This window comes from Isoptericola croceus, from assembly GCF_029382255.1.
GTDB classification, from domain to species: Bacteria; Actinomycetota; Actinomycetes; order Actinomycetales; family Cellulomonadaceae; genus Isoptericola; species Isoptericola croceus.
In genome coordinates this window covers 248,234-268,363 of record NZ_JARLLG010000001.1, presented here as the reverse complement: position 1 = coordinate 268,363, position 20,130 = coordinate 248,234, and the positions used below count along the sequence as shown (strand labels likewise).

17 protein-coding genes are annotated in these 20,130 nt (G+C 73.1%); 8 read left to right on the top strand and 9 right to left on the bottom strand.

All coding sequences use genetic code 11. The features are described from left to right. Window positions 1-4: 4 nt before the first annotated feature. The 6 genes from PZC42_RS01220 to PZC42_RS01195 form a co-directional block, all read right to left on the bottom strand. Window positions 5-502 carry a MarR family winged helix-turn-helix transcriptional regulator gene (locus tag PZC42_RS01220; protein ID WP_277207563.1) on the bottom strand — a complete coding sequence of 166 codons (498 nt, stop codon included), beginning with the start codon at window positions 500-502 and terminating at the stop codon, window positions 5-7. Window positions 503-512: 10 nt separating this feature from the next. Then, a complete protein-coding gene (locus PZC42_RS01215) occupies window positions 513-1,295 on the bottom strand; it encodes a maleylpyruvate isomerase family mycothiol-dependent enzyme (RefSeq protein WP_277207560.1) in 783 nt (260 codons plus the stop codon). 3 nt (window positions 1,296-1,298) lie between these two features. Beyond that, complete coding sequence (locus PZC42_RS01210; RefSeq protein WP_277207558.1) at window positions 1,299-2,135, bottom strand: fumarylacetoacetate hydrolase family protein; 837 nt, start codon at window positions 2,133-2,135, stop codon at window positions 1,299-1,301. Then, window positions 2,132-3,223 carry a cupin domain-containing protein gene (locus PZC42_RS01205; protein ID WP_277207556.1) on the bottom strand — a complete coding sequence of 364 codons (1,092 nt, stop codon included), beginning with the start codon at window positions 3,221-3,223 and terminating at the stop codon, window positions 2,132-2,134. The genes PZC42_RS01210 and PZC42_RS01205 overlap by 4 nt, the downstream gene beginning before the upstream one ends. Before the next feature lie 108 nt (window positions 3,224-3,331). Next, window positions 3,332-4,165 (bottom strand): ABC transporter permease, encoded by an 834-nt coding sequence (locus PZC42_RS01200; RefSeq protein ID WP_277207553.1) that lies wholly within the window; start codon window positions 4,163-4,165, stop codon window positions 3,332-3,334. A 101-nt stretch (window positions 4,166-4,266) separates the two neighbouring features. After that, entirely contained in the window at window positions 4,267-5,265 is a 999-nt protein-coding gene (locus tag PZC42_RS01195; RefSeq protein ID WP_277207551.1) for an ABC transporter ATP-binding protein, read from the bottom strand. A 92-nt stretch (window positions 5,266-5,357) separates the two neighbouring features. Between PZC42_RS01195 and PZC42_RS01190 the strand changes: the two genes are divergently transcribed. The 8 genes from PZC42_RS01190 (at window position 5,358) to iolD (ending at window position 14,470) form a co-directional block, all read left to right on the top strand. Then, a complete protein-coding gene (locus PZC42_RS01190; RefSeq protein WP_277207549.1) occupies window positions 5,358-6,110 on the top strand; it encodes a TetR/AcrR family transcriptional regulator in 753 nt (250 codons plus the stop codon). A 146-nt stretch (window positions 6,111-6,256) separates the two neighbouring features. Beyond that, window positions 6,257-7,165, top strand: coding sequence for a sugar phosphate isomerase/epimerase family protein (locus PZC42_RS01185; protein ID WP_277207547.1), 909 nt, complete (start codon window positions 6,257-6,259; stop codon window positions 7,163-7,165). Between the two features lie 11 nt (window positions 7,166-7,176). Then, a complete protein-coding gene (locus PZC42_RS01180) occupies window positions 7,177-8,196 on the top strand; it encodes a Gfo/Idh/MocA family protein (RefSeq protein ID WP_277207546.1) in 1,020 nt (339 codons plus the stop codon). 31 nt (window positions 8,197-8,227) lie between these two features. After that, window positions 8,228-9,193 (top strand): 5-dehydro-2-deoxygluconokinase, encoded by a 966-nt coding sequence (gene iolC / locus PZC42_RS01175; protein ID WP_277207544.1) that lies wholly within the window; start codon window positions 8,228-8,230, stop codon window positions 9,191-9,193. After that, window positions 9,186-10,091 carry a class I fructose-bisphosphate aldolase gene (locus PZC42_RS01170; RefSeq protein WP_277207541.1) on the top strand — a complete coding sequence of 302 codons (906 nt, stop codon included), beginning with the start codon at window positions 9,186-9,188 and terminating at the stop codon, window positions 10,089-10,091. The genes iolC and PZC42_RS01170 overlap by 8 nt, the downstream gene beginning before the upstream one ends. Before the next feature lie 16 nt (window positions 10,092-10,107). After that, on the top strand, window positions 10,108-11,616 hold the full coding sequence (locus PZC42_RS01165; protein ID WP_277207538.1) for a CoA-acylating methylmalonate-semialdehyde dehydrogenase: 1,509 nt from the start codon (window positions 10,108-10,110) through the stop codon (window positions 11,614-11,616). Continuing rightward, window positions 11,616-12,536 carry a 5-deoxy-glucuronate isomerase gene (iolB, locus tag PZC42_RS01160; RefSeq protein WP_277207535.1) on the top strand — a complete coding sequence of 307 codons (921 nt, stop codon included), beginning with the start codon at window positions 11,616-11,618 and terminating at the stop codon, window positions 12,534-12,536. The genes PZC42_RS01165 and iolB overlap by 1 nt, the downstream gene beginning before the upstream one ends. Before the next feature lie 2 nt (window positions 12,537-12,538). Further along, entirely contained in the window at window positions 12,539-14,470 is a 1,932-nt protein-coding gene (gene iolD / locus PZC42_RS01155; RefSeq protein ID WP_277207533.1) for a 3D-(3,5/4)-trihydroxycyclohexane-1,2-dione acylhydrolase (decyclizing), read from the top strand. Window positions 14,471-14,507: 37 nt separating this feature from the next. On the opposite strand, the gene PZC42_RS01150 is transcribed toward iolD, so the two are convergent. From PZC42_RS01150 to PZC42_RS01140, 3 genes are all read right to left on the bottom strand, one after another. Then, a complete protein-coding gene (locus PZC42_RS01150) occupies window positions 14,508-15,245 on the bottom strand; it encodes a GntR family transcriptional regulator (RefSeq protein ID WP_277207532.1) in 738 nt (245 codons plus the stop codon). Between the two features lie 116 nt (window positions 15,246-15,361). Continuing rightward, entirely contained in the window at window positions 15,362-17,053 is a 1,692-nt protein-coding gene (locus PZC42_RS01145) for a hypothetical protein (RefSeq protein ID WP_277207530.1), read from the bottom strand. Further along, window positions 17,050-20,130: an alpha-mannosidase gene (locus tag PZC42_RS01140; protein WP_277207528.1), complete on the bottom strand. Its 3,081-nt coding sequence runs from the start codon at window positions 20,128-20,130 to the stop codon at window positions 17,050-17,052. The genes PZC42_RS01145 and PZC42_RS01140 overlap by 4 nt, the downstream gene beginning before the upstream one ends.

Here is a 20,130-nt window from a genome sequence, read left to right as displayed (position 1 = left end):
GCGATCAGGCGTCGTCGCTCGCGTGGTGGCCGTGCGCGTCGAGGATCCGGGTGAGGAGCTGCCGCAGCGTGACCTTCTCCTCCTCGGTGAGGCCGGCGGTGAGCGAGGCGTCCACCGCTGCGGCGTGCGGGACGAACCGGCGCAGCTCGGCGGTGCCGGCCCCGGTGAGCCGGACGAGGTTGCGGCGGCGGTCCGCGGAGGTGCGCGCCCGCTCGACCAGGCCCCGGGCCTCCAGCCGGGCGACGAGGCCGGCGACGGTCGAACGGTCGAGGTCGAGCGCGTCGCACAGCTCGCGCTGGCTGGCGCCGCCCGTCCGGTGCAGGACGTTCAGCACGCCGAACTGGACGTTGCTCAGCCCAGGCCCGGCCTCCTCGGCCCACACGGCCAGGTGCACCTGCTGAGCACGCCGGATGAGGAAGCCCACGTGCTCGGGCAGGTACAGGGAGTGCCGCTCGCCGGCCTCGCCGGCCCGGGTGGCGGCCGCTTCGCTGGGCTGAGTCATGGACCGATCATCACAGCCAGCGCGGGGGCGGCGGTACCTCACCCACCCCGGAGGCGAGCACCCCGGCGCTCCCCCGGCCGGTCGCCCACCGCGTGAGTGCCGCCGCGGTCCCGCGCAGCGTCACGGTTCCGGTCGCACCGTCCGGCGCCGTCCTGGGCCCGGCGACCGGCAACCCGACCGGCACCGCATGCTCGCGGTCGACGGGCTCGAGCACCCACGGGGGCAGGCCGGCCGAGCCCAGGCGGCGGTGCCAGGCACCGATCACGTCGGCGAGCAGGGCGTCGATCAGCTCGGCCGGGAAGTCGGCGAAGGAGCCGCCGTTGTCGAGGTCGACGGCGTGCACCCACACCTCCCGGGTCCGCATCCAGACGGTCTCGGACGCGGGCACGACGCGCCCGAGCGCCGTGCGAACCGGGGCGCGCCACGCCTCCCCGGGCAGGTCCCGCCACTCCACGTCGAGGTGTACCGCGGCGTGGGCGGAGAGGTTGCGGAGCGCCCGGGCGGGGAGCGTCGCGGCGAACTCGATCTCCTGGTCGCGCTGATCGGGCGAGGCGTACATCGGCGTCTCGACGCCCGTGCCCGCCCACTCGGTGAGCCGGGTGAGCGCACGCGCGTTGAGGCCCACGTGCGCGACGACGTGCCGCCGCGTCCAGCCGGGCACCAGCGAGGGCGCGTCGAGCCGGGCGTTCGGCAGCTCGCTGAGCTTGCGGGAGAAGTAGGCCTGGCCCCGGCGGGCGAGCAGCAGGCCGGCGAGGAGGTCCGGGTCGGTGGCCCGGTCGGTGCGGGCGGGCATCGCTCAGCCCTCCTTGACGACGTCGTTGCGCAGGGTGCCGAGCCCGCCCACCGAGGTGACCAGCGTCTGCCCGGGCGCGAGGTAGCGCGGGGGCTTGCGGGCGTGACCGACGCCGCCGGGCGTCCCGGTGGCGATGACGTCGCCGGGGTGGAGGGTCACGATCGCCGAGATGTAGGCCACGAGCGCGGCCGGGCCGAACACCATGTCGTCGATCGGTGTGCGCTGCACCGGTTCGCCGTCGACCTCCGTCACCAGCTCGCCGCCCGGGTGGACGGCGTCGAGGGTCGTCAGCCAGGGGCCGAACGGCGTCGTCGCCTCGAACGTCTTGCCCTGCAGCCACTGCGGGGAGCGGTACTGGAAGTCGCGCATCGTCACGTCGTTGATCACGGCGTAGCCGGCGATGGCGGCCTCGGCCTCCTCGACGGTGAGCCGGCGCGCGGTCCGGCCCACGACGACGGCGACCTCGCCCTCCCAGTCGACGGCGTCCGCGGCGTGCGCCGGCAGCACGACGGGGTCGTAGGGGCCGATCAGCGCCTCGGGAAACTTGGCGAAGAGCGTGGGGTGCTCGGGCAGCTCGCGGCCCATCTCCTTGATGTGGTTGCGGTAGTTGAGCCCGACGCAGACGATCTTGGACGGCCGGAGCACCGGCGGCGCCCATGCCTGCGGGGCGAGGTCGGCGAGGTCGTGCGCGGGGCCGGCCGCATCACGCGCGATCGAGGCCCACCGCGGGTCCTGGAGCAGGTGACCGACGTCGGCGTGGCCGGCGATCTCGACCGCGGCCCCCTCGTCGACCCGGACGGCGACGGTCTGCGTACCGCGCCGGAGCGTCCCGAGCCTCATGCGAGGTCCTCGTTCCGCTGGCCGGGGATGTAGGTGCGCGTGAACTGCAGCCGGTCGATGATCGGGCCGTCGTTGAACCGGAACAGGTCGAACTGGCTGTCGGCGTGCAGCGACCACGGGACCCAGCTCGGCACGGCGAACAGATCGCCGGTGTGCAGCCGGTGCTCGGTCCCGCCGAGGACGACGGTTCCCTCACCCTCGAACACCTGCCACACCGAGGACCCGACCTCATGCCTGACGGGCGTGGACGCGCCGGCGCGGAGCCGGTGGAACTCGCAGCGCAGCGTCGGCATGACGTCGCCGCCGGTGGTCGGGTTGACGTAGCGGATGGCGGCGTGGCCCTGCCCGACGGTCGCCGGGTGGCCGGCGTCCTCGAGGGCGAGCTGCTCACGCAGCGCGCGGTCGGTGTGCTCCCAGCGGTAGGCGGCGAGCGGCGAGCTCGTGGTGTCCTCGAGGCCGCTGAGCGGGCGCAGACCCGGGTGGGCCCACAGGCGCTCGGAGCGGGAGACGTCCGGGGACGCCTCGTCGGTGACGCGCTCGGAGCCGAACTCGAAGAAGCCGACGTCGGCGTAGTGCGAGAACGGCACGTCGAGGCCGTCGATCCACGCCATGGGCTGGTCGGTGTCGTTGTGGTGTCCGTGGAAGTTCCAGCCGGGGGTGAGCAGGAGGTCGCCGCGACGCATCGCCACGGGGTCACCGTTCACGACCGTCCAGACGCCCTCGCCCTCGACGACGAACCGGAAGGCGTTCTGGCTGTGCCGGTGCTCGGGCGCGGTCTCGAACCCGCCGAGGTACTGGATCGCGCACCACAGGGTCGGCGTCGCGTAGGCCGTGCCGGGCAGCCCGGGGTTGGCCAGGCCGATCGCCCGCCGCTCGCCTCCGCGCCCCACGGGCACGAGCTCGCCCGACCGCTCGGCCAGGCCGAACAGCGTGGACCACTCCCACACGTGCGGCACCGCCTTCGGCGACGGCGTGAAGGGCATGAGGTCGTCGCGCTGGGTCCACAACGGGGCCAGGTGGTGGGTGTCGAAGTCCTGGTAGAGCTGCTCGAGCTCCGGTGTGTCCGCGGTGCCGTCCATCTGCTGCATGGTCGCTCCTCCTGGTGGCGTCGTCGCCATTCGTTGGCATGCCAACTATAGGCGCCGACGCGAACCAAGGGAAGACCAGGCGGACAAGGAACGCCGTCGGGCGAGGGGTCAGGTGGCGTGGCGGGTGGTGCGGATGCCCACGAGCAGGCCGCCCGCGCACGTCACCGCGGCGGCGATCACACCCCACAGCACCACGGGGTCGGTGACCGCCCCGGCGAACAGCGCGCGCTCCGCGTCCACGATGTACGTCAGCGGGTTGAAGCGCGCCGCGACCTGCATCCAGCCCGGCCCCGCCTCGAGCGGCAGCATCATGCCCGACAGGATGAGCAGCGGGAAGATCAGCGCCTGCTGCACTCCCCAGAACAGCCACTCGCGGTTCTTGGCCGCCAGCCCCAGCGCGTACGACAGCGCCCCGACGCCGACACCGAAGATCCCGAGCAGCAGCAGCGCGAGGACGGCGTGCAACGGGTTGAACCGGAACCCGAACGGCACGCACAGCACCGCGATGAGCAGCCCCTGGACCACCAGCGGCGCGAACTCCTTGAGCGCACGGCCCACCAGGATCGCCGAGCGGTCGAGCGGGGTGGCGAGCACCCGCTCGTAGGACCCCGTCATCAGCTCGTACAGCAGGTTCGAGCCGGTCATCGAGGTACCGAACAGCGAGATCATGACGATCACACCCGGGACGAACCACTGCAGCGTGTCCGCCGTGGACATCCCGGCACCGCTGAAGGTCCCGGTGAGCAGCGGGGCGAACAGCCCGAGGAACACCAGGGGCTGCAGCAACGAGAAGATGAGCGTGAACGGGTCGCGCAGCATCAGCAGGATCTCGCGCACGAACACCGCGCGGGTGTCCGCCACGAACTTGCCCGGCCCGGTCCGGTCCACGATGCGGGTCTCGTCGTACGTGACGGCCCCGGTCGCCTGGGTCTGTGCGCTCATGCTGTGCGCGTTCATGCTGCTTCCTTCCTGCATGACCGCTGCGGTGCCTCGCTCCGGAGGCACCTCGTTCCTCGGCGCTCCTTCGCGGGGGCTCCTCGCGCTCATGCTGCCGCCTCCTCTCGCAGGCTCCGGCCGGTCAGGTTGAGGAAGACGTCGTCGAGGCTGGCCTGCCTCGCGGTCGCCGACGTCGTGGTCAGGCCCGTGAGCCGCAGGGCCTCGATGGCCTCGGGCAGGCGGTCGGCCCCGTGCGAGGTGGCCACGCGCACCCGCAGGCCGTCCTGACCGTCCGCGGTGCCGCCGTCGGCCACCGTGAGGACCCCGGGGTGCGGCGCCTCCGGTCCGACGACGGCGGCGAGCGCCGTGCGCACGACGTCCGGCGAGCCACCGCGCACGGTGAGCGTGAGGACGTCGTCCGCGTGCTCGCGCTTGAGCTCGTCGGGCCGGGCGTCGGCGATGATCTCGCCGTGGTCGATGACCACGACCCGCTCGGCCATGTCGTCCGCCTCGTCGAGGTAGTGCGTGGTGAGCACGATGGTCATGCCGTACCGCTCGCGCATCGCGGTGATGTGCTCCCACAGGTTGGCGCGCGAGTGCGGGTCGAGCCCGGTGCTCGGCTCGTCGAGGAAGAGCAGCGGCGGGTGGTTCATCAGGCCGAGCGCGACGTCGAGGCGGCGCCGCTGACCCCCGGAGAGCGACTGGACGGTGCGCTTCTCGAGCCCGCCCAGCTCGAGCACCTCCATGAGGTCGCGCGCGCGGCGCTTGTACTCGGCCGGGGCCAGGCCGTAGAACCGGCCCTGGTTGTGCAGCTCGTCGCGCACCTGGTAGCTGAAGCCGCCACCGTTGCCCTGGCCGATGAAGCCCAGCCGGGCGCGCACCTGCGCGGGGTGGGTGCCGACGTCGTACCCGGCCACGGTCGCCGTGCCGGCGGTGGGCTCCAGCAGCGACGTGAGCATCCGCAGGGTGGTGGACTTGCCGGCCCCGTTGGGCCCGAGGAAGGCGACGAGCTCGCCCTCGGCCACGTCGACGTCGACGCCCTTGACCGCCTCGACCGTGTCCTTGCCCCGCGTGAAGGTCTTCGTCAGACCTCTCGCTCGGATCATCTCGACCCACCTCTCGTACGTTGTACCGGAATGGTGGAGCAAGTTGAGCATACACTGTACGAGAATGACGAGGAACCCCTGACAGAGGACCCATGACGAACAGCCAGCCGACGCCCGCCCCCACCGACGCCGAGCGCCGTCTCGCCCTGCTGTGGGACCCGCCGCAGCCCTCCGGCCGAGGGCGCAAGGCGCGCCTCACCCTCGACGAGGTCGTAGACGCCGGGACCGCCGTCGTCCACGAGGCCGGGCTGGACGGACTGTCCATGCGCAAGGTCGCCGCGCACCTCGGCGTCGGCGCGATGACGCTCTACACCTACGTGCCCGGCCGCACCGAGCTCGTCGACCTCATGGTCGACCGCGCCTTCGCCGAGCTCGACCTGCCCCGCGCCGAGCAGCCGTGGCGCACCGCCATGACCCGCTACGCCCACGAGCACCGCGGCCTCTACCTGCGCCACCCGTGGATCCTGCAGACCAACATGTGGCGCCTCCCCCTGGCGCCGCACGTGCTCGACGCCGAGGAGGCCGGGCTGCGCATCCTCGTCGCCGCCGGCCTGCCGGCCACCCAGGTGGTCGAGGTCATCGGGCTCGTCGACACGTACGTGCGCGGGGTGGCACGCGCCACCGTCGCCGAGCAGTCCGAGGGCTCGGAGTCAGGACTGAGCAACGACGACTACTGGGACTCGATGTCGACGTTCTGGACCACCTACTTCGACGCGGAGCGCTACCCCACGATGACCCGCGTCTGGGAGGCGGGCGGCTTCGACGCGGGGCACGCGTCCTTCGACGCCACCCTCGACCGCCTGCTCGACGGCATCGAGCTCGCGATCGACCGCGCCGCGGCCTGACAGCACCCCTGCGCGACGCCTGCCAGGGCCCTGGCGCGGCGGCCGGCAGGACCGGGCGCGCGGATCCGGGCGCAGGGTTGCCTCCGGAACTTTGTCCATACATACTGACAACGCACCGACCGTCGACGAAGGAGTGACGAGGAGCAATGGCGATCATCGTGGCGGGCGCGCCCGTGAGTTTCGGCGTCTTCGAGCTGACACCCGACAGTGACGAGCTCCGGCTCCCGACGGCTGACGAGGTCGTCGACGTCCTCGAACGCACCGGGTACGCCGGGGTGGACATGGGCCCGGTCGGCTTCCTCGGGCGCGGCCACGAGCTGCGCGAGCGCCTCGGCTCCCACGGCCTCGAGCTGGCCGGAGGCTGGGTCGACCTCCCCTTCACCGACGACGACGCCTTCGCGGCCGCCCTGCCGACGCTCGACGACGCGCTCGACGTCTTCACCGACGCGGTCGAGGCAGGCCCGTCCAAGCTGCCGCTCCCGACCCTGGCCGACTCGGGCGACGCGACGCGCAAGGCGAACCCCGGCGGAGGCGCCGGGCACACGCTCGACGCGGACGGCTGGGCCCGACTGGCCCGCAACGTCGGCATCGCGGCCGAGCGGGTGCGCAGCCGCGGGCTCGAGCCCACGTTCCACCACCACGCGTGCACGTTCGTCGAGACACCCGACGAGATCGACACGTTCCTCGACCGCACCGATGTCGACCTCACCTTCGACACGGGCCACCTGCTCATCGGCGGCGGCGAACCCCTCGACGGCTGGAAGCGGTGGTCGAGCCGGATCAACCACCTCCACCTCAAGGACGTCAGGGTGGATGCGCTGCGGGAGATCGTGGCGCGCAAGGGCGGGATGATCGACGTCTGGTCCGGCGGCACGTTCGTGCCCTTCGGTGAGGGCGACCTCGACGTCGCCGCCGTGATGGACGCGGTGATCGCCTCCGGGTACGACGGGTGGCTCGTCGTCGAACAGGACGTCTACCCCCAGCCGGGCGACGACCCGGCACGCCTGGAACGCGACTCCCGCACCAACCGCGACGCGCTGCGGCGCTGGATCTGAGAGGAGGACCGATGCAGGACGAGGACCTCCGCGTCGCCGTCGTGGGCGCCGGCATCATGGGTGGCGACCACATCGAGCGGCTCACGCACAAGGTGAGCGGCGCCCGCGTCGTCGCCGTCGTCGAACCCGACGACGGTCGTGCGGCCGCCGCTCTCACGACCGCACCGGGCGCACGGCAGCGCGCGACGATCGAGGACGCGCTCGCGCACGACGACGTCGACGCCGTCCTGGTGGCCAACCCGGGGCCGTTCCACGAGGCGACGCTGCTGCCCTGCCTCGAGGCGGGGGTCCCGACGCTCTGCGAGAAGCCGCTCACGCCCGACTCCCCGGGGGCGCTGCGCGTCATGGAGGCCGAGCAGCGTGCCGGGCGGCCGCTCATCCAGGTCGGCTTCATGCGCCGATACGACGCCGAGCACCGTCAGCTGCGCGAGCTCGTCGAGTCCGGAGACGCGGGGGCGCTCCTCGCGCTGCACTGCGCGCACCGGAACGTCTCGACCCCGCCCGGTTACGTCGAGTCGATGCTCATCACCGACTCGGTGGTGCACGAGATCGACACGGTCGCGTGGCTCGCGGGCGAGCCGATCGCCGCCGTCGAGGTCAAGCGGCCGCGACGGAACTCACGCGCACCGGAAGGACTGCACGAGCCGCAGCTCGTCCTGCTCGAGACGGCCTCGGGCGTGCTCGCCGACGTCGAGATCAACGTCAACTGCGGCTTCGGCTACCAGGTGACCACCGACGCGGTCTTCGAGTCCGCGCTCGCCACGATCGGCCGCACCGCCGGGATCACGCAGTGGCGCGACGGCCGGATGATCACCGCCGAGCACACCACGTACACCACACGCTTCGAGGCCGCGTACGACGTCGAGGTCCAGCACTGGGTCGACGCGGCGCGCCGCGGCGCGGTCGACGGTCCCACCGCCTGGGACGGTTATCTGGCCGCCGTCGTCTGCGAGGCGGCGCTCGAGGCGCAGGCGACCGGCCGGCGCATCGAGGTCAGCCGGATCGACCGACCCGACTTCTACGCCGCGTGACCCGGACCAGCGTCACCACGATCGGAGAGCCATGACGACAGCCACCGAGCAGCCGCTCGAGGTCATCACCATGGGCCGCGTCGGCGTCGACCTGTACCCCCTGCAGGAAGGCGTAGGCCTCGAGGACGTCGAGACCTTCGGCAAGTACCTCGGCGGCAGTGCGACCAACGTCGCGGTCGCGGCCGCCCGGCACGGACGCCGCACGGCCGTGATCACCAAAACGGGCGACGACCCGTTCGGCCGCTTCGTCCGCCGCGAGGTCGAGCGCCTCGGCGTACGCCCCGACTTCGTGGGCGTCGACTCCGAGCACCCGACGCCGATCACGTTCTGCGAGATCTTCCCGCCCGACGACTTCCCGCTCTACTTCTACCGGCAGCCCGTCGCACCGGACCTCACCATCACGCCCGACGAGCTCCCGACCGGAGCGATTGCCGACGCGGGCATCTTCTGGGCGACGGTCACCGGCCTGTCGGTCGAGCCGAGCCGCGAGGCCCACGCCGCGGCCTGGCAGGTCCGTGCTCGACGGCGGCACACCGTCCTCGACCTCGACTACCGGCCGATGTTCTGGTCCTCGCCCGAAGACGCGCACCGCGAGGTGGCCAAGGCGCTCGACCACGTGACCGTCGCGGTCGGCAACCGGGACGAGTGCCAGGTCGCGGTCGGCGAGACGGAGCCCCGGCGCGCGGCCGAGGCGCTGCTGGACCGCGGGCTGGATCTCGCGATCGTCAAGCAGGGACCGCGCGGGACCCTCGCCATGACCAGGGAGGAGACCGTCGAGGTGCCGCCACTGCCCGTGACGGTCGTCAACGGCCTCGGCGCCGGCGACGGCTTCGGCGGCGCCCTGTGCCACGGGCTCCTCGCCGGCTGGGGCCTCGGACGAATCATCAGGTACGCGAACGCCGCGGGCGCGATCGTCGCGTCCCGGCGCGAGTGCGCGACGGCGATGCCCACCCCGGCGGAGGTCGACGCGGCGATCAAGGCAGGTGCTCATGACTGACCACACCGTCCGCACCATCACCGCCGGTGAGCGCGAGAGGCTGCGCACGACCCGTGCCGAGCAGCCCGCCGCGATCGCCGCGGCACACGCGGCCCGGCGCCGCCGGCCGCTGCTGCGCGGCGACGGCCGGCTCTTCATCGTCGCGGCCGACCACCCGGCGCGCGGCTCGCTCGGCGTCGGTCACGACGCGATGGCGATGGCGGACCGGGACGACATGCTCGACCGGCTCGCGGTCGCACTCTCGATGCCGGGCGTCGACGGCGTGCTCGCCACGGCGGACGTGATCGACGACCTAGCACTCCTGGGCCTCCTCGACGACAAGATCGTCGTGGGGTCGATGAACCGCGGGGGCCTGCGGGACGCCAGCTTCGAGATGGACGACCGCTTCACCGGCTACGACATCGCCGGGATCGTGCGCGACCGCCTCGACTTCGCCAAGACGCTCCTGCGCATCAACCTCGACGACCCGGGCTCGCTCGCCACCATCGAGGCGCACGCGCGGGCCGTCTCGGAGGCGCACGCCGCCGGTGTGCCGATCATGATCGAGCCGTTCATGACCGCGTGGCGTGACGGCACGGCGGTCAACGACCTCACGCCCGACGCCGCGATCCGCGCGATGAGCATCGCCTCGGGCCTCGGCACCAGCTCGGCCTACACGTGGCTCAAGCTGCCGGTGGTCGATGACATGGAGCGCGTCATGGCTGCCACGACGCTCCCGACGTTGCTGCTCGGCGGCGAGCGCGCCGGGGACCAGGACGCCGTGTTCGCCTCGTGGGAGAAGGCGCTCGCCCTCCCGGGCGTCCGCGGCCTGACCGTCGGCCGCACCCTGCTCTACCCCTCCGACGACGACGTGCGCGGTGCCGTCGCCACGGCAGCCCGTCTCGTGCACCGCAGCTGATCTACAGGAGCCGACAGTGACCACCACCGACCTCCCCGTCGTCCCCCACTGGATCGACGGCGCGCCCCTGGAGACGGCCGGGTCCCGCACCGCGCCGGTCTACAACCCGGCGCTGGGCACCGCCACGAAGAACGTCGGCCTCGCCGACGCCGCGACGGTCGACGACGCCGTGCGCGCGGCCGCGAGCGCCTTCGCCCCCTGGCGGGACACGTCGATCGCCAGGCGTCAGGCCATCGTCTTCCGCTTCCGCGAGCTGCTCAACGAGCGCAAGGGCGAGCTCGCCGAGATCATCACGAGCGAGCACGGCAAGGTGCTGTCCGACGCCGCGGGCGAGATCCAGCGCGGTCTCGAGGTCGTCGAGCTCGCCACGGGATTCCCGCACCTGGTCAAGGGCGAGTACTCGGAGAACGTCTCGACCGGCGTCGACGTCTACTCGTTCAAGCAGCCCCTCGGCGTCGTGGGGATCATCTCCCCGTTCAACTTCCCGGCGATGGTGCCGCTGTGGTTCTTCCCGGTCGCGATCGCGGTCGGCAACACCGTCGTGCTCAAACCGAGCGAGAAGGACCCCTCGGCCGCGGTCTGGATGGCGGAGCTGTGGAAGGAGGCCGGCCTGCCCGACGGGGTGTTCAACGTCGTCCACGGTGACAAGACCGCCGTCGACGGGCTGCTGACGCACCCGGACGTCGCGTCGATCTCGTTCGTGGGCTCGACGCCGATCGCGCAGTACATCTACGAGACCGCCGCCCGCCACGGCAAGCGCGTCCAGGCGCTGGGCGGTGCCAAGAACCACATGCTCGTGCTGCCCGACGCCGACCTCGACCTCGTCGCGGACCAGGCGATCAACGCGGGCTTCGGCTCGGCCGGCGAGCGCTGCATGGCCGTCTCGGTCGTCCTGGCCGTCGATCCGGTCGCGGACGAGCTCGTCGCCAAGGTCCGCGAGCGCATCGCGAACCTCCGGGTGGGCGACGGCACGCGGGATCCGGACATGGGCCCGCTCGTCACGCGGGAGCACCGCGACAAGGTCGCGTCCTACATCGACGTCGCCGCGACCGACGGCGCCAAGGTCGTCGTGGACGGCCGCGACGTGGCACCCGACGGCGCGCCCGACGGCTTCTGGCTCGGTCCGACGCTCCTCGACCACGTGCCCACGACGAGCCGCGCCTACACCGAGGAGATCTTCGGCCCGGTGCTGTCGGTCGTGCGGGTGAGCTCGTTCGACGAGGGCGTCGAGCTCATCAACTCGGGCGAGTTCGGCAACGGCACCGCGATCTTCACGAACGACGGCGGTGCGGCCCGGCGCTTCCAGAACGAGGTCGAGGTCGGCATGATCGGTATCAACGTGCCGATCCCGGTGCCGGTCGCGTACTACTCGTTCGGAGGGTGGAAGCACTCGTTGTTCGGCGATGCGAAGGCATACGGTCCGCAGGCGTTCGACTTCTTCACGCGCCAGAAGGCCGTCACGTCGCGGTGGCTCGACCCGGCCACGCACGGCGGCATCAACCTGGGCTTTCCGAGGAACGACTGATGAGCGAGTGGTTCTACCGCCGCGGCTCGCTCGCGAGCGGCCCGTGGCAGACGGTCGTCGGCGAGCGGCCGGGCTGGCAGCACACCGGCCTGCGTGTCGCCGAGCTGACCGACGGTCCGGCCGGCACCTCGGCGCTCGGCCTGCCCGCCGACGGGTTCGAGCGGATCGTCGTGCCGATCGCCGGCGCGTGCACGGTCGAGTACACCGAGCCGGACGGCGCGCACGCCGTCGTCTCGCTCGCGGGCCGGCCATCGGTGTTCGACGGCGCCACGGATGTGCTCTACCTCGGCGTCGGCACGACGGCGGTCCTCACCGGGACGGGCACCGGAACCAGCACCGTCGCGGTCGCGGAGGCGCGGGCCGAGCGGGCTCTGCCCGCGCGTCACGTGACGGCCGACGAGGTGCCGGTCGAGGTGCGCGGCGCCGGCACCGCCACGCGTGAGGTCCGCAACTTCGGCATCCCCGGGGTGCTCGAGGCGGACCGCCTCATCGCGTGCGAGGTGATCACGCCGTCGGGCAACTGGTCGTCCTACCCGCCGCACAAGCACGACGAGGACGTGCCCGGGGTCGAGAGCCGGCTCGAGGAGATCTACTGGTTCGACGCGCGGCCCGACCCTGCGATGCCGGGTGGCGACGACCCGTTCGGGTTCTTCGCGACCTACTCCTCGTCCGCGGGCGAGATCGACGTCGCCGCGATGGCCCGGCCGGGTGACGTCGCGCTCGTCCCGTACGGCTACCACGGCCCGGCGGCCGCGCCCCCGGGCTACGACCTCTACTACCTCAACGTGATGGCCGGGCCGGGCGCCGAACGCGCCTGGCGGATCACGGACGACCCCCGGCACGCGGGCGTGCGCGAGGCGTGGCAGCGCCAGGCGGCCGACCCGCGGCTCCCGCTCGGCACGCACCACCCGGAAGGATGACCATGCCGACGCACCTGACGCGCGGGCAGACCAGGCGGATGACCGTCGGGCAGGCGCTGCTCGAGTTCCTCGCCCACCAGTGGACCGTCGACGGCGACGAGCGCGAGCGCACGGTCCCGGGCGTCCTCGGCATCTTCGGGCACGGCAACGTCGCCGGGTTCGGGCAGGCCGTCAAGGAGCTGCACGAGCGGGAGCCCGGGCTCATGCCGTACCACCAGGCGCGCAACGAGCAGGCGATGGTGCACCAGGCGGTGGGCTACGCGCGCATGCGCCGCCGTCGGGCCACGCTCGCGAGCACCGCGTCGGTCGGGCCGGGCTCGTCCAACATGCTCACCGGTGCGGCCCTGGCCACGGCCAACCGTCTGCCGGCGCTGCTGCTGCCGAGCGACACGTTCGCCACGCGCGTGGCCGACCCGGTGCTGCAGCAGCTCGAGCTGCCGCACGACACGGGCGTTCAGGTCACCGACGCGTTCCGCCCGCTCTCGCGCTACTTCGACCGCGTGCAGCGGCCCGAGCAGCTGTTCTCGATCGCGCTCGCGGCGATGCGCGTGCTGACCGACCCTGCCGAGACGGGCGCCGTCACCATCGCGCTTCCGGAGGACGTCCAGGCCGAGGCGGTCGACGTGCCGGTCGAGTTCCTCGCCGACCGCGAGTGGCACGTCTCGCGCCCGCTCCCCCAGCCCCACGCCCTGGCACGGGCGGTCGCCGCCCTGCGCGACGCGCGGTCCCCCCTCGTCGTCGCGGGCGGCGGCGTGCTCTACTCGGGCGCCGAGGACGAGCTGCGGGCGTTCGCCGAGGCCACCGGCATCCCGGTCGCGACGACGCAGGCCGGCGGCGGCTCGCTGCCGTGGGACCACCCGCAGTACCTCGGCGGCGTGGGGGCCACGGGCTCGACGGCCGCGAACCGCGTGGCCCGGGGCGCCGACGTCGTGATCGGCATCGGCACCCGGTACAGCGACTTCACGACGGCGAGCCGCAGCGCGTTCCAGCACCCCGACGTCGCGTTCGTCAACATCAACGTCGCCTCGTTCGACGCCTACAAGCACGGCACGCAGCTCGCGGTGGTGGCCGACGCCCGCGAGACTCTCGTCGCCCTGGCCGACGCCCTGGCCGGCTACCGCGTGCCGGCCGAGCACGCCGAGGTCGTGGCGACCGAGCGGGCAGCGTGGAACGACGTCGTCGACGCCGCGCTCGCCCCGACCGCCGCCGAGCTGACCGGCCAGCCCGAGCTCATCGGGGCCGTGCACGCGGCGACCGAGCCGCGCGACGTCGTCGTGCAGGCCGCGGGGTCGCTGCCCGGCGACCTGCACAAGCTCTGGCGCGTCCGGGACCCGCTCGGCTACCACGTCGAGTACGCGTTCTCCTGCATGGGCTACGAGATCGCGGGCGGGCTCGGCGCGCGCCGTGCGCTCGACGCCGCCGGGGACGACCGCGACGTCGTCGTGCTCGTGGGCGACGGTTCGTACCTCATGCTCCACACCGAGCTCGTGACCGCCGTTGCCGAGGGGCTCAAGATCGTGGTGGTCATCGTGCAGAACCACGGCTACGCCTCGATCGGCAACCTGTCCGAGTCCGTGGGCTCCGAGAGGTTCGGCACCCGGTACCGGCGGTATGACGACGCGCGGGGTGACTTCGAGGGCGACGAGCGGCTGCCCGTGGATCTCGCGGCCAACGCCCGCAGCTACGGCCTCGACGTGATCGAGGTCGAGCCCGGCCCCGAGGTCACCGCGCGGATCACGGCCGCGGTGAAGGCGGCCAAGGCCTCCGACCGGACCACCGTGGTGCACGTGACGACCGATCCGCTCGTGCCGGCCCCCGACGGCGAGGGCTGGTGGGACGTGCCGGTCGCGCAGGTCTCGGCGCTGCCCAGCACCCGGCGGGCCGCCGAACGCCACGCCGCCGAGCGGAAGTCCCAGCGCCCCCTCCTCAGCTGACCGCCGAGGTAGCGCGCGGCCCGCCCAGGTAGCGCGATCAGTGCGAGAAGAGCGTCGTGTCGAACATGTACCGCGAGGCGCGGTAGATGTGCTGGCCGAACTCCACGACCACGCCCGCGTCGTCGTAGGCCGTGCGCTCCATGGTCAGCAGCGCGGCGTGGGGCTCCTCGTCGAGCATCTCGGCCTCGGCCGCGGTCGCGGTCCGCGCGCCGATCCGCTGCCGGGCGACGGCCGGGCGGATGCCTCGTGCCCGCAGCGCCTCGTAGAGCCCGTGCTCGTCGAGCTCGTCACGCCGGGGGGCGGACTCCTGCGGCAGGTAGTTGCTCAGCACCGCCAACGGCTCGCCGTCCGCGAGGCGCAGCCGCTCGAGGTGGAGGACGGAGGTACCGGGCGCCACCTCGAGCGACGCGGCGACGTCACCCGTCGCCTCGACGGCCTCGTAGGTCAGGACCTGCGTCGTCGGGTGCCGTCCTGCCCGCTCGAGGTCCGCCTGCAAGGACGTCAGCTCGACGGTGCGGCGGATCCGCTCGGACGCGACGCGCGTCCCGACGCCCCGCTTGCGGACGAGCCGGCCCTTGTCGACGAGCTCCTGCAGCGCTTGTCGGGCGGTCGGGCGGGAGATGCCGAGCCGGGCCGCGAGCGCCACCTCGTTCTCCAGGAAGTCCCCGGGGGCGAGGGTTCCCGACTGGATGTGGGCCTCGATCGAGGTCGCCACCTGGTGGTACAGGGGTATGGGGCTGGCCCGGTCGAGCTCGATGAGCAAAGGGTCAGCCACGCTGTGCCTCCTGGGTTCGAGCGGCCGGCTCTGCGGTGAGCCGCCGCCGGTGACGGTCCTGCGCGACATCGTATGTTCGGACAAAAGTGGCTGCCATCTCGTCCGCGCGGCGCGGATCAGCCGACACGGCGGATCGCGACGGTCGTCGTGCCGGGCGCGCGCCCGGTGACGTAGAGGCGGGTGCCACCCATGGCGTCGGTCCCGCCGAGGTACTCGTACTCCTCGCCCGGGCGGTACGCGGCGGGCTCACGCGCACCCGTGCCGGGTCCGATCTCCACCTCGGACCCGCCGCGCCGGTAGCGCGCCCGACCCTCGTCGAGCCGCACCGTCCCGTCACCCGCGTGCACGCCGCCTTCGAGCGTGCCGCCGGGTCGCAGTGCCACCTCGAGCGACCAGGCGATCGACGGGCCGCGTTGGTCGATCTCGAGCTCCACACCGTCGATGGTCGGCCGCACGACGATCCGGGTCGCCAGCACCACGGTGTCTGCCGTGCGGTCGTCGAAGGCCATGGCGGCGGCGAACCGCCCCTCGTCGACGATCGCGTAGTCGCCGTCGTCACGGCGGTGCGTGACGTCGAGCGGCTGGTAGTAGTGACCCGCGAGCCGCTCCTCGAGGACGATCGCGCCGTCGGCCTCGCGCATCTCCTGTGCGCGGAACGGGCCGAGGCCGAAGAAGTCGCGCGAGAGCCGCACGGACTCGATCACGACGTCGCCCGCGAACAAGCGCAGGAAGGTGGGGTTGTTCGCGAGTCCCGAACGGATCCGACCGAAGCGCGGATGGTCCGACCCGCCGTAGACCACCAGGGTGCGCGACGGCGAGCGGTCGACGAGGAGGCGGGCGTCGTCGAAGCGCGCCCGGCCCGTCCTCTCGGGCGCCCGGGGCGGCGGCAGCTCGCCCGCGACCTCGGGCTCGAGCAGCAGGTCGGCCAGCACGGTCTGCGGCTCGGCGATGCCCTCGCGCTCGGCGAGGCCTGCGGCCCACGCGAAGTCGGCTCGCCACCCCGCGACGGCGAGCCGACGGAACGGTACGAGCAGGGGGGCCAGCGGGAAGCGCGGGTCCTTCTGGTCCTGCCGGCGCGAGTGCACCGTCTCGACCGACCCGTCGTCGTGCAGCAGGTCGAGGGTCGCCTCGAGGTTGCGCTCGACCGCTCGGTGCAGGTCGGGGCGGTCGAGGATGTCGCCCAACGCGAGCAGCGCCGGGTTCGACACGTGCGCGGCGTAGTTGGCGCTGCGCTCGGAGTACAGGCCGTCCGCATCGACGTCGACGCCCTCGTCCAGCCACTGCTCGATGCGCTCGCGCACGGCGTCGTCAGGCCGGTGTCGCAGGAGGCGGGCGAGCGCGGCGGCGAGCTCCCACCGGTGGTTCGGGGTGTGCACGCCCCCCGCGAGCATCGCCGGCGCCGCGGCGTCGGCGACCTGGACCAGCAGGTCGTGCACACCAGCGAGCGCGGCTCGCCGCGGAGCACCCGCCCGGGCGACCAGCTCGAGGACGTCGCCGACGTCGTTGAGCGTGAACCCCGAGTCCGGAGGCGACTCCACGTTGTTCCCGCCGACGAACAGCCCGGAGGCCGCCTGCATCTCGCGCAGCGCGGTCACGTACGTCAGGGCGTGCGCGACGACGGCGGGGTCGCCCTCGTGCCGCCCGCCGGGTGCGAGGTAGGCACCGACGAGCAGCTTGGCGCGCCGCATCGACTCGCGGTGCGGCCCCAGCGGGGCCTCGGCGAGCGGCGGGGCGGCGGCCAGCGCGTCCACGGCAGCGTCGGCCGCCGCGACCACGCGGCCGACGAAGGCCTCGTCGCGGCCCGTCACGCGGCCTGTCCCCGCTGCGGGGTGACGCGCAGGGTCAGCACCTCGAACGGGCGCAGGACCAGGTCGGCGGCGGCGCCGTCGGCCCCGCGCAGCGCGCCCGTCGGCTCGTCCAGCGGCGTCTCGACGAGGTCGCACTCGCGTGCCCCGGCGGCGGCGAAGCCCCAGCGCAGGCGTGCCGCGGTGCGGGCGCCCCGCTGCTCGTGGACGCGGACGACGACGTCGCCCGAGCGGTCGGCGGCCAGCTTCACGCACGAGACCACCGCCGAGCCGTCGCCCTCGATCGCGACGACCGGGTCCGGAGCCACAGCGCCGACGACCGTGCGCAGGGGTGAACCGATCACGGCACCCCACCGTGCCGCGTCGTCCGTCGTCGGCGCCGGGGCGATGACGGACACGAACTCGTGCGAGCCCTGGTCCGCCACCGGGTCGGGAAAGGTCGGCGCCCGCAGCAGCGACTGGCGCACGGTCGTCAGAACATGCCCGTCCACGCTCGTGCGCGTCGTGTCGTGCCCGTACATGCCGTCGTTGGCGATCGCGACGCCGAAGCCTGGCTCGCCCACGTGCACCCAGCGGTGCGCGCACACCTCGTAGCGGGCAGCGTCCCACGACGTGTTCTGGTGCAGCGGGCGGCGCACGTGGCCGAACTGCGTCTCGAACGCGGCATCGTGCGCGTGCAGGTCGAGGGGGAAGGCGAGCTTGAGCAGCCGGCGCCGCTCGTACCAGTCGACCGTGGTGCGGATCAGCACCGCGCCGCCGGTCGTGTCGAGGCTGATGCGCTGCGTGAGGCGACTGTCGCCGAACGTCCGGTCGACGCGCACCACCCCTGGCGCCTCGAGCCGTGCCGCGCCGTCGGTGAAGTCGACGGTGGACAGCCGGTACGACCGGTCGAGCTCCCAGGCGTCCCATTTCGCGGGCGCGTCCACGTGCACCTGCACCTGGTTCACCGGGTGCCCGGGCGCCACCAGGTCCCGGCCCGCGGAGCGGTCGACGATGCTCGTGATCGTGCCGTCGGGGGCCACGCGCACGTCGAGCGCCGACGACGTGAGCCGGAACCCCGACGCGTCGGCGTCGGTTTGCGCCGCGGTCATCGCGCCGTCGGTACCCGTCCGGTCGTCGAGCGCCCCGCCGAGCGCGGGCACCCCGGCGTACGCGACCGGCGCGGGGTTCAGCGTGAGGCGGCGCTCCCCCGTGCCCACGAGCGCGGCGACCGCGCGGGACACGATGGCCGCGAGCCGCTCGGTGGTGCGGGCGTGCGACTCCTCGGCCTCGCGGTGCACCCAGGCGATGGCGCTGCCGGGCAGGATGTCGTGGAACTGCAGCAGGAGGACCTCTCGCCACAGCTCGTCGAGCTCGTCGTACGGGTAGGCGGCGCCGGTGCGCAGCGTGGCCGCGGCGCACCACACCTCGGCCTCGACGAGCAGGGCCTCGTTGCGGCGGTTGCCGCGCTTGGTGCGCTGCTGTGACGTGAGCGTCCCACGGTGGAACTGCAGGTACATCTCGCCCGACCACACGGGGGCGTCGCGGTACTCCTCCTCGGCCGCGAGGAAGAAGTCGCGCGGCGTGCCGGTCTCGACCCGTGGCGAGCCCTCGAGGTCGGACTGCAGGCGCGCGTCCGCCGTCATCTCGCGCGTCGGTCCGCCGCCGCCGTCGCCGTACCCGTACGGCATGAGCGACGTCGTGGCCCCGCCGTGATCGGCGAAGTTGCGCACACTGCGCGCGAGCTCGGTGGGCCGCATGTCGCCGCTGTAGGTGTTGTTGGGCGGGAAGTGCGTGAAGACCTGCGTGCCGTCGATGCCCTCCCACCAGAACGAGTGGTGCGGCATCGTGTCGTGGTCGTTCCAGCACATCTTCTGCGTGAAGAACCAGCGGATGCCCGCGCGGCGCAGCAGCTGCGGCAGGGAGCCCGGGTACCCGAACGAGTCGGGCAGCCAGCCCACGTCGCTGCGCACACCGAACTCCTCGTCGAAGAACCGGGTGCCGTACAGCAGCTGGCGGGCGAGCGACTCCCCGGAGGGCATGGTCACGTCGGACTCGACCCACATGTTGCCGACCGGGACGAAGCGTCCTTCGGCGACCCGCTCCTTGACGCGCGCGTACAGCTCGGGGTCGCTGTCACGCACCCAGGCGAAGTGCTGCGCCGACGAGCTGACGAAGACCAGCTCGGGGTCGCTGTCCATGAGGGCGAGCACGTTGGCGTAGGTGCGGCCGACCTTGCGTACGGTCTCGCGGGTCGGCCACAGCCAGGCCGAGTCGATGTGCGCGTGCCCGGTGGCGACGATGCGGTGCGCCGATGGCACGGCCGGCGAGGCGAGCAGCGGCGCGAGGATCGCGCGAGCCGACGCCGCGTCGCGACCCGGATCGTCGGGGTCGATGGCGTACAGGGACTTCTCGAGCCCCGCGAGGAGCGTCGCGCGGCGCGGGTCCGACGCGCCCAGCTCGCCCGCGAGGCCCCGCAGGACCGTGACTTCCCGCAGCAGCGTCTCGGCCTCGATGTCGATGCGACGCAGGTCCATCGCTCCGAGGCGATACAGCGGCCCGGCCCCCGCCGTCCCGGGATCCCCGAGCGAGGTCGCCGTGAAGGCCAGCGGATGCTTGAAGTCGTCACCGCCCGAGACATCAGGGTTCGACGCCGCCTCGACGAAGAGCTCGATGCTCTCCCCCGGCCGGGCCGCGACCGGGACGTGGTGGTTGCGAGGCTCGAGGCCCTTGACCGCCACCCCGTCGGGCGTGCGCACGAGCCCCTCGCACTGGAACCCCGGCTTGGCACCGTTGAACCCGAGGTCGATCGACAGCTCGATGCGCCCCGCACCGCGCCAACCCGCCGGCACGACGCCCCGCACGTGCAGCCACGTCGTGCCCCACGGGGATCCCCACGCCTGGCCCACCGCCGCAGGCGCGAAGCGCGCCTGCGCCCGCATCTGCTCGAACGCGACCGGCTCACCCGGCCGCCCGTCGCGGCCAGGCACCTCCCACGCCCCCACCTCCAGGGGCCGCCGGTCGGCGACCACCCCCGCGGGCAGGAACTCGTGGAGGAACCGGTCGACGCGCTCGAGCGTGAGGTGCGGGGCCGCGTGCAC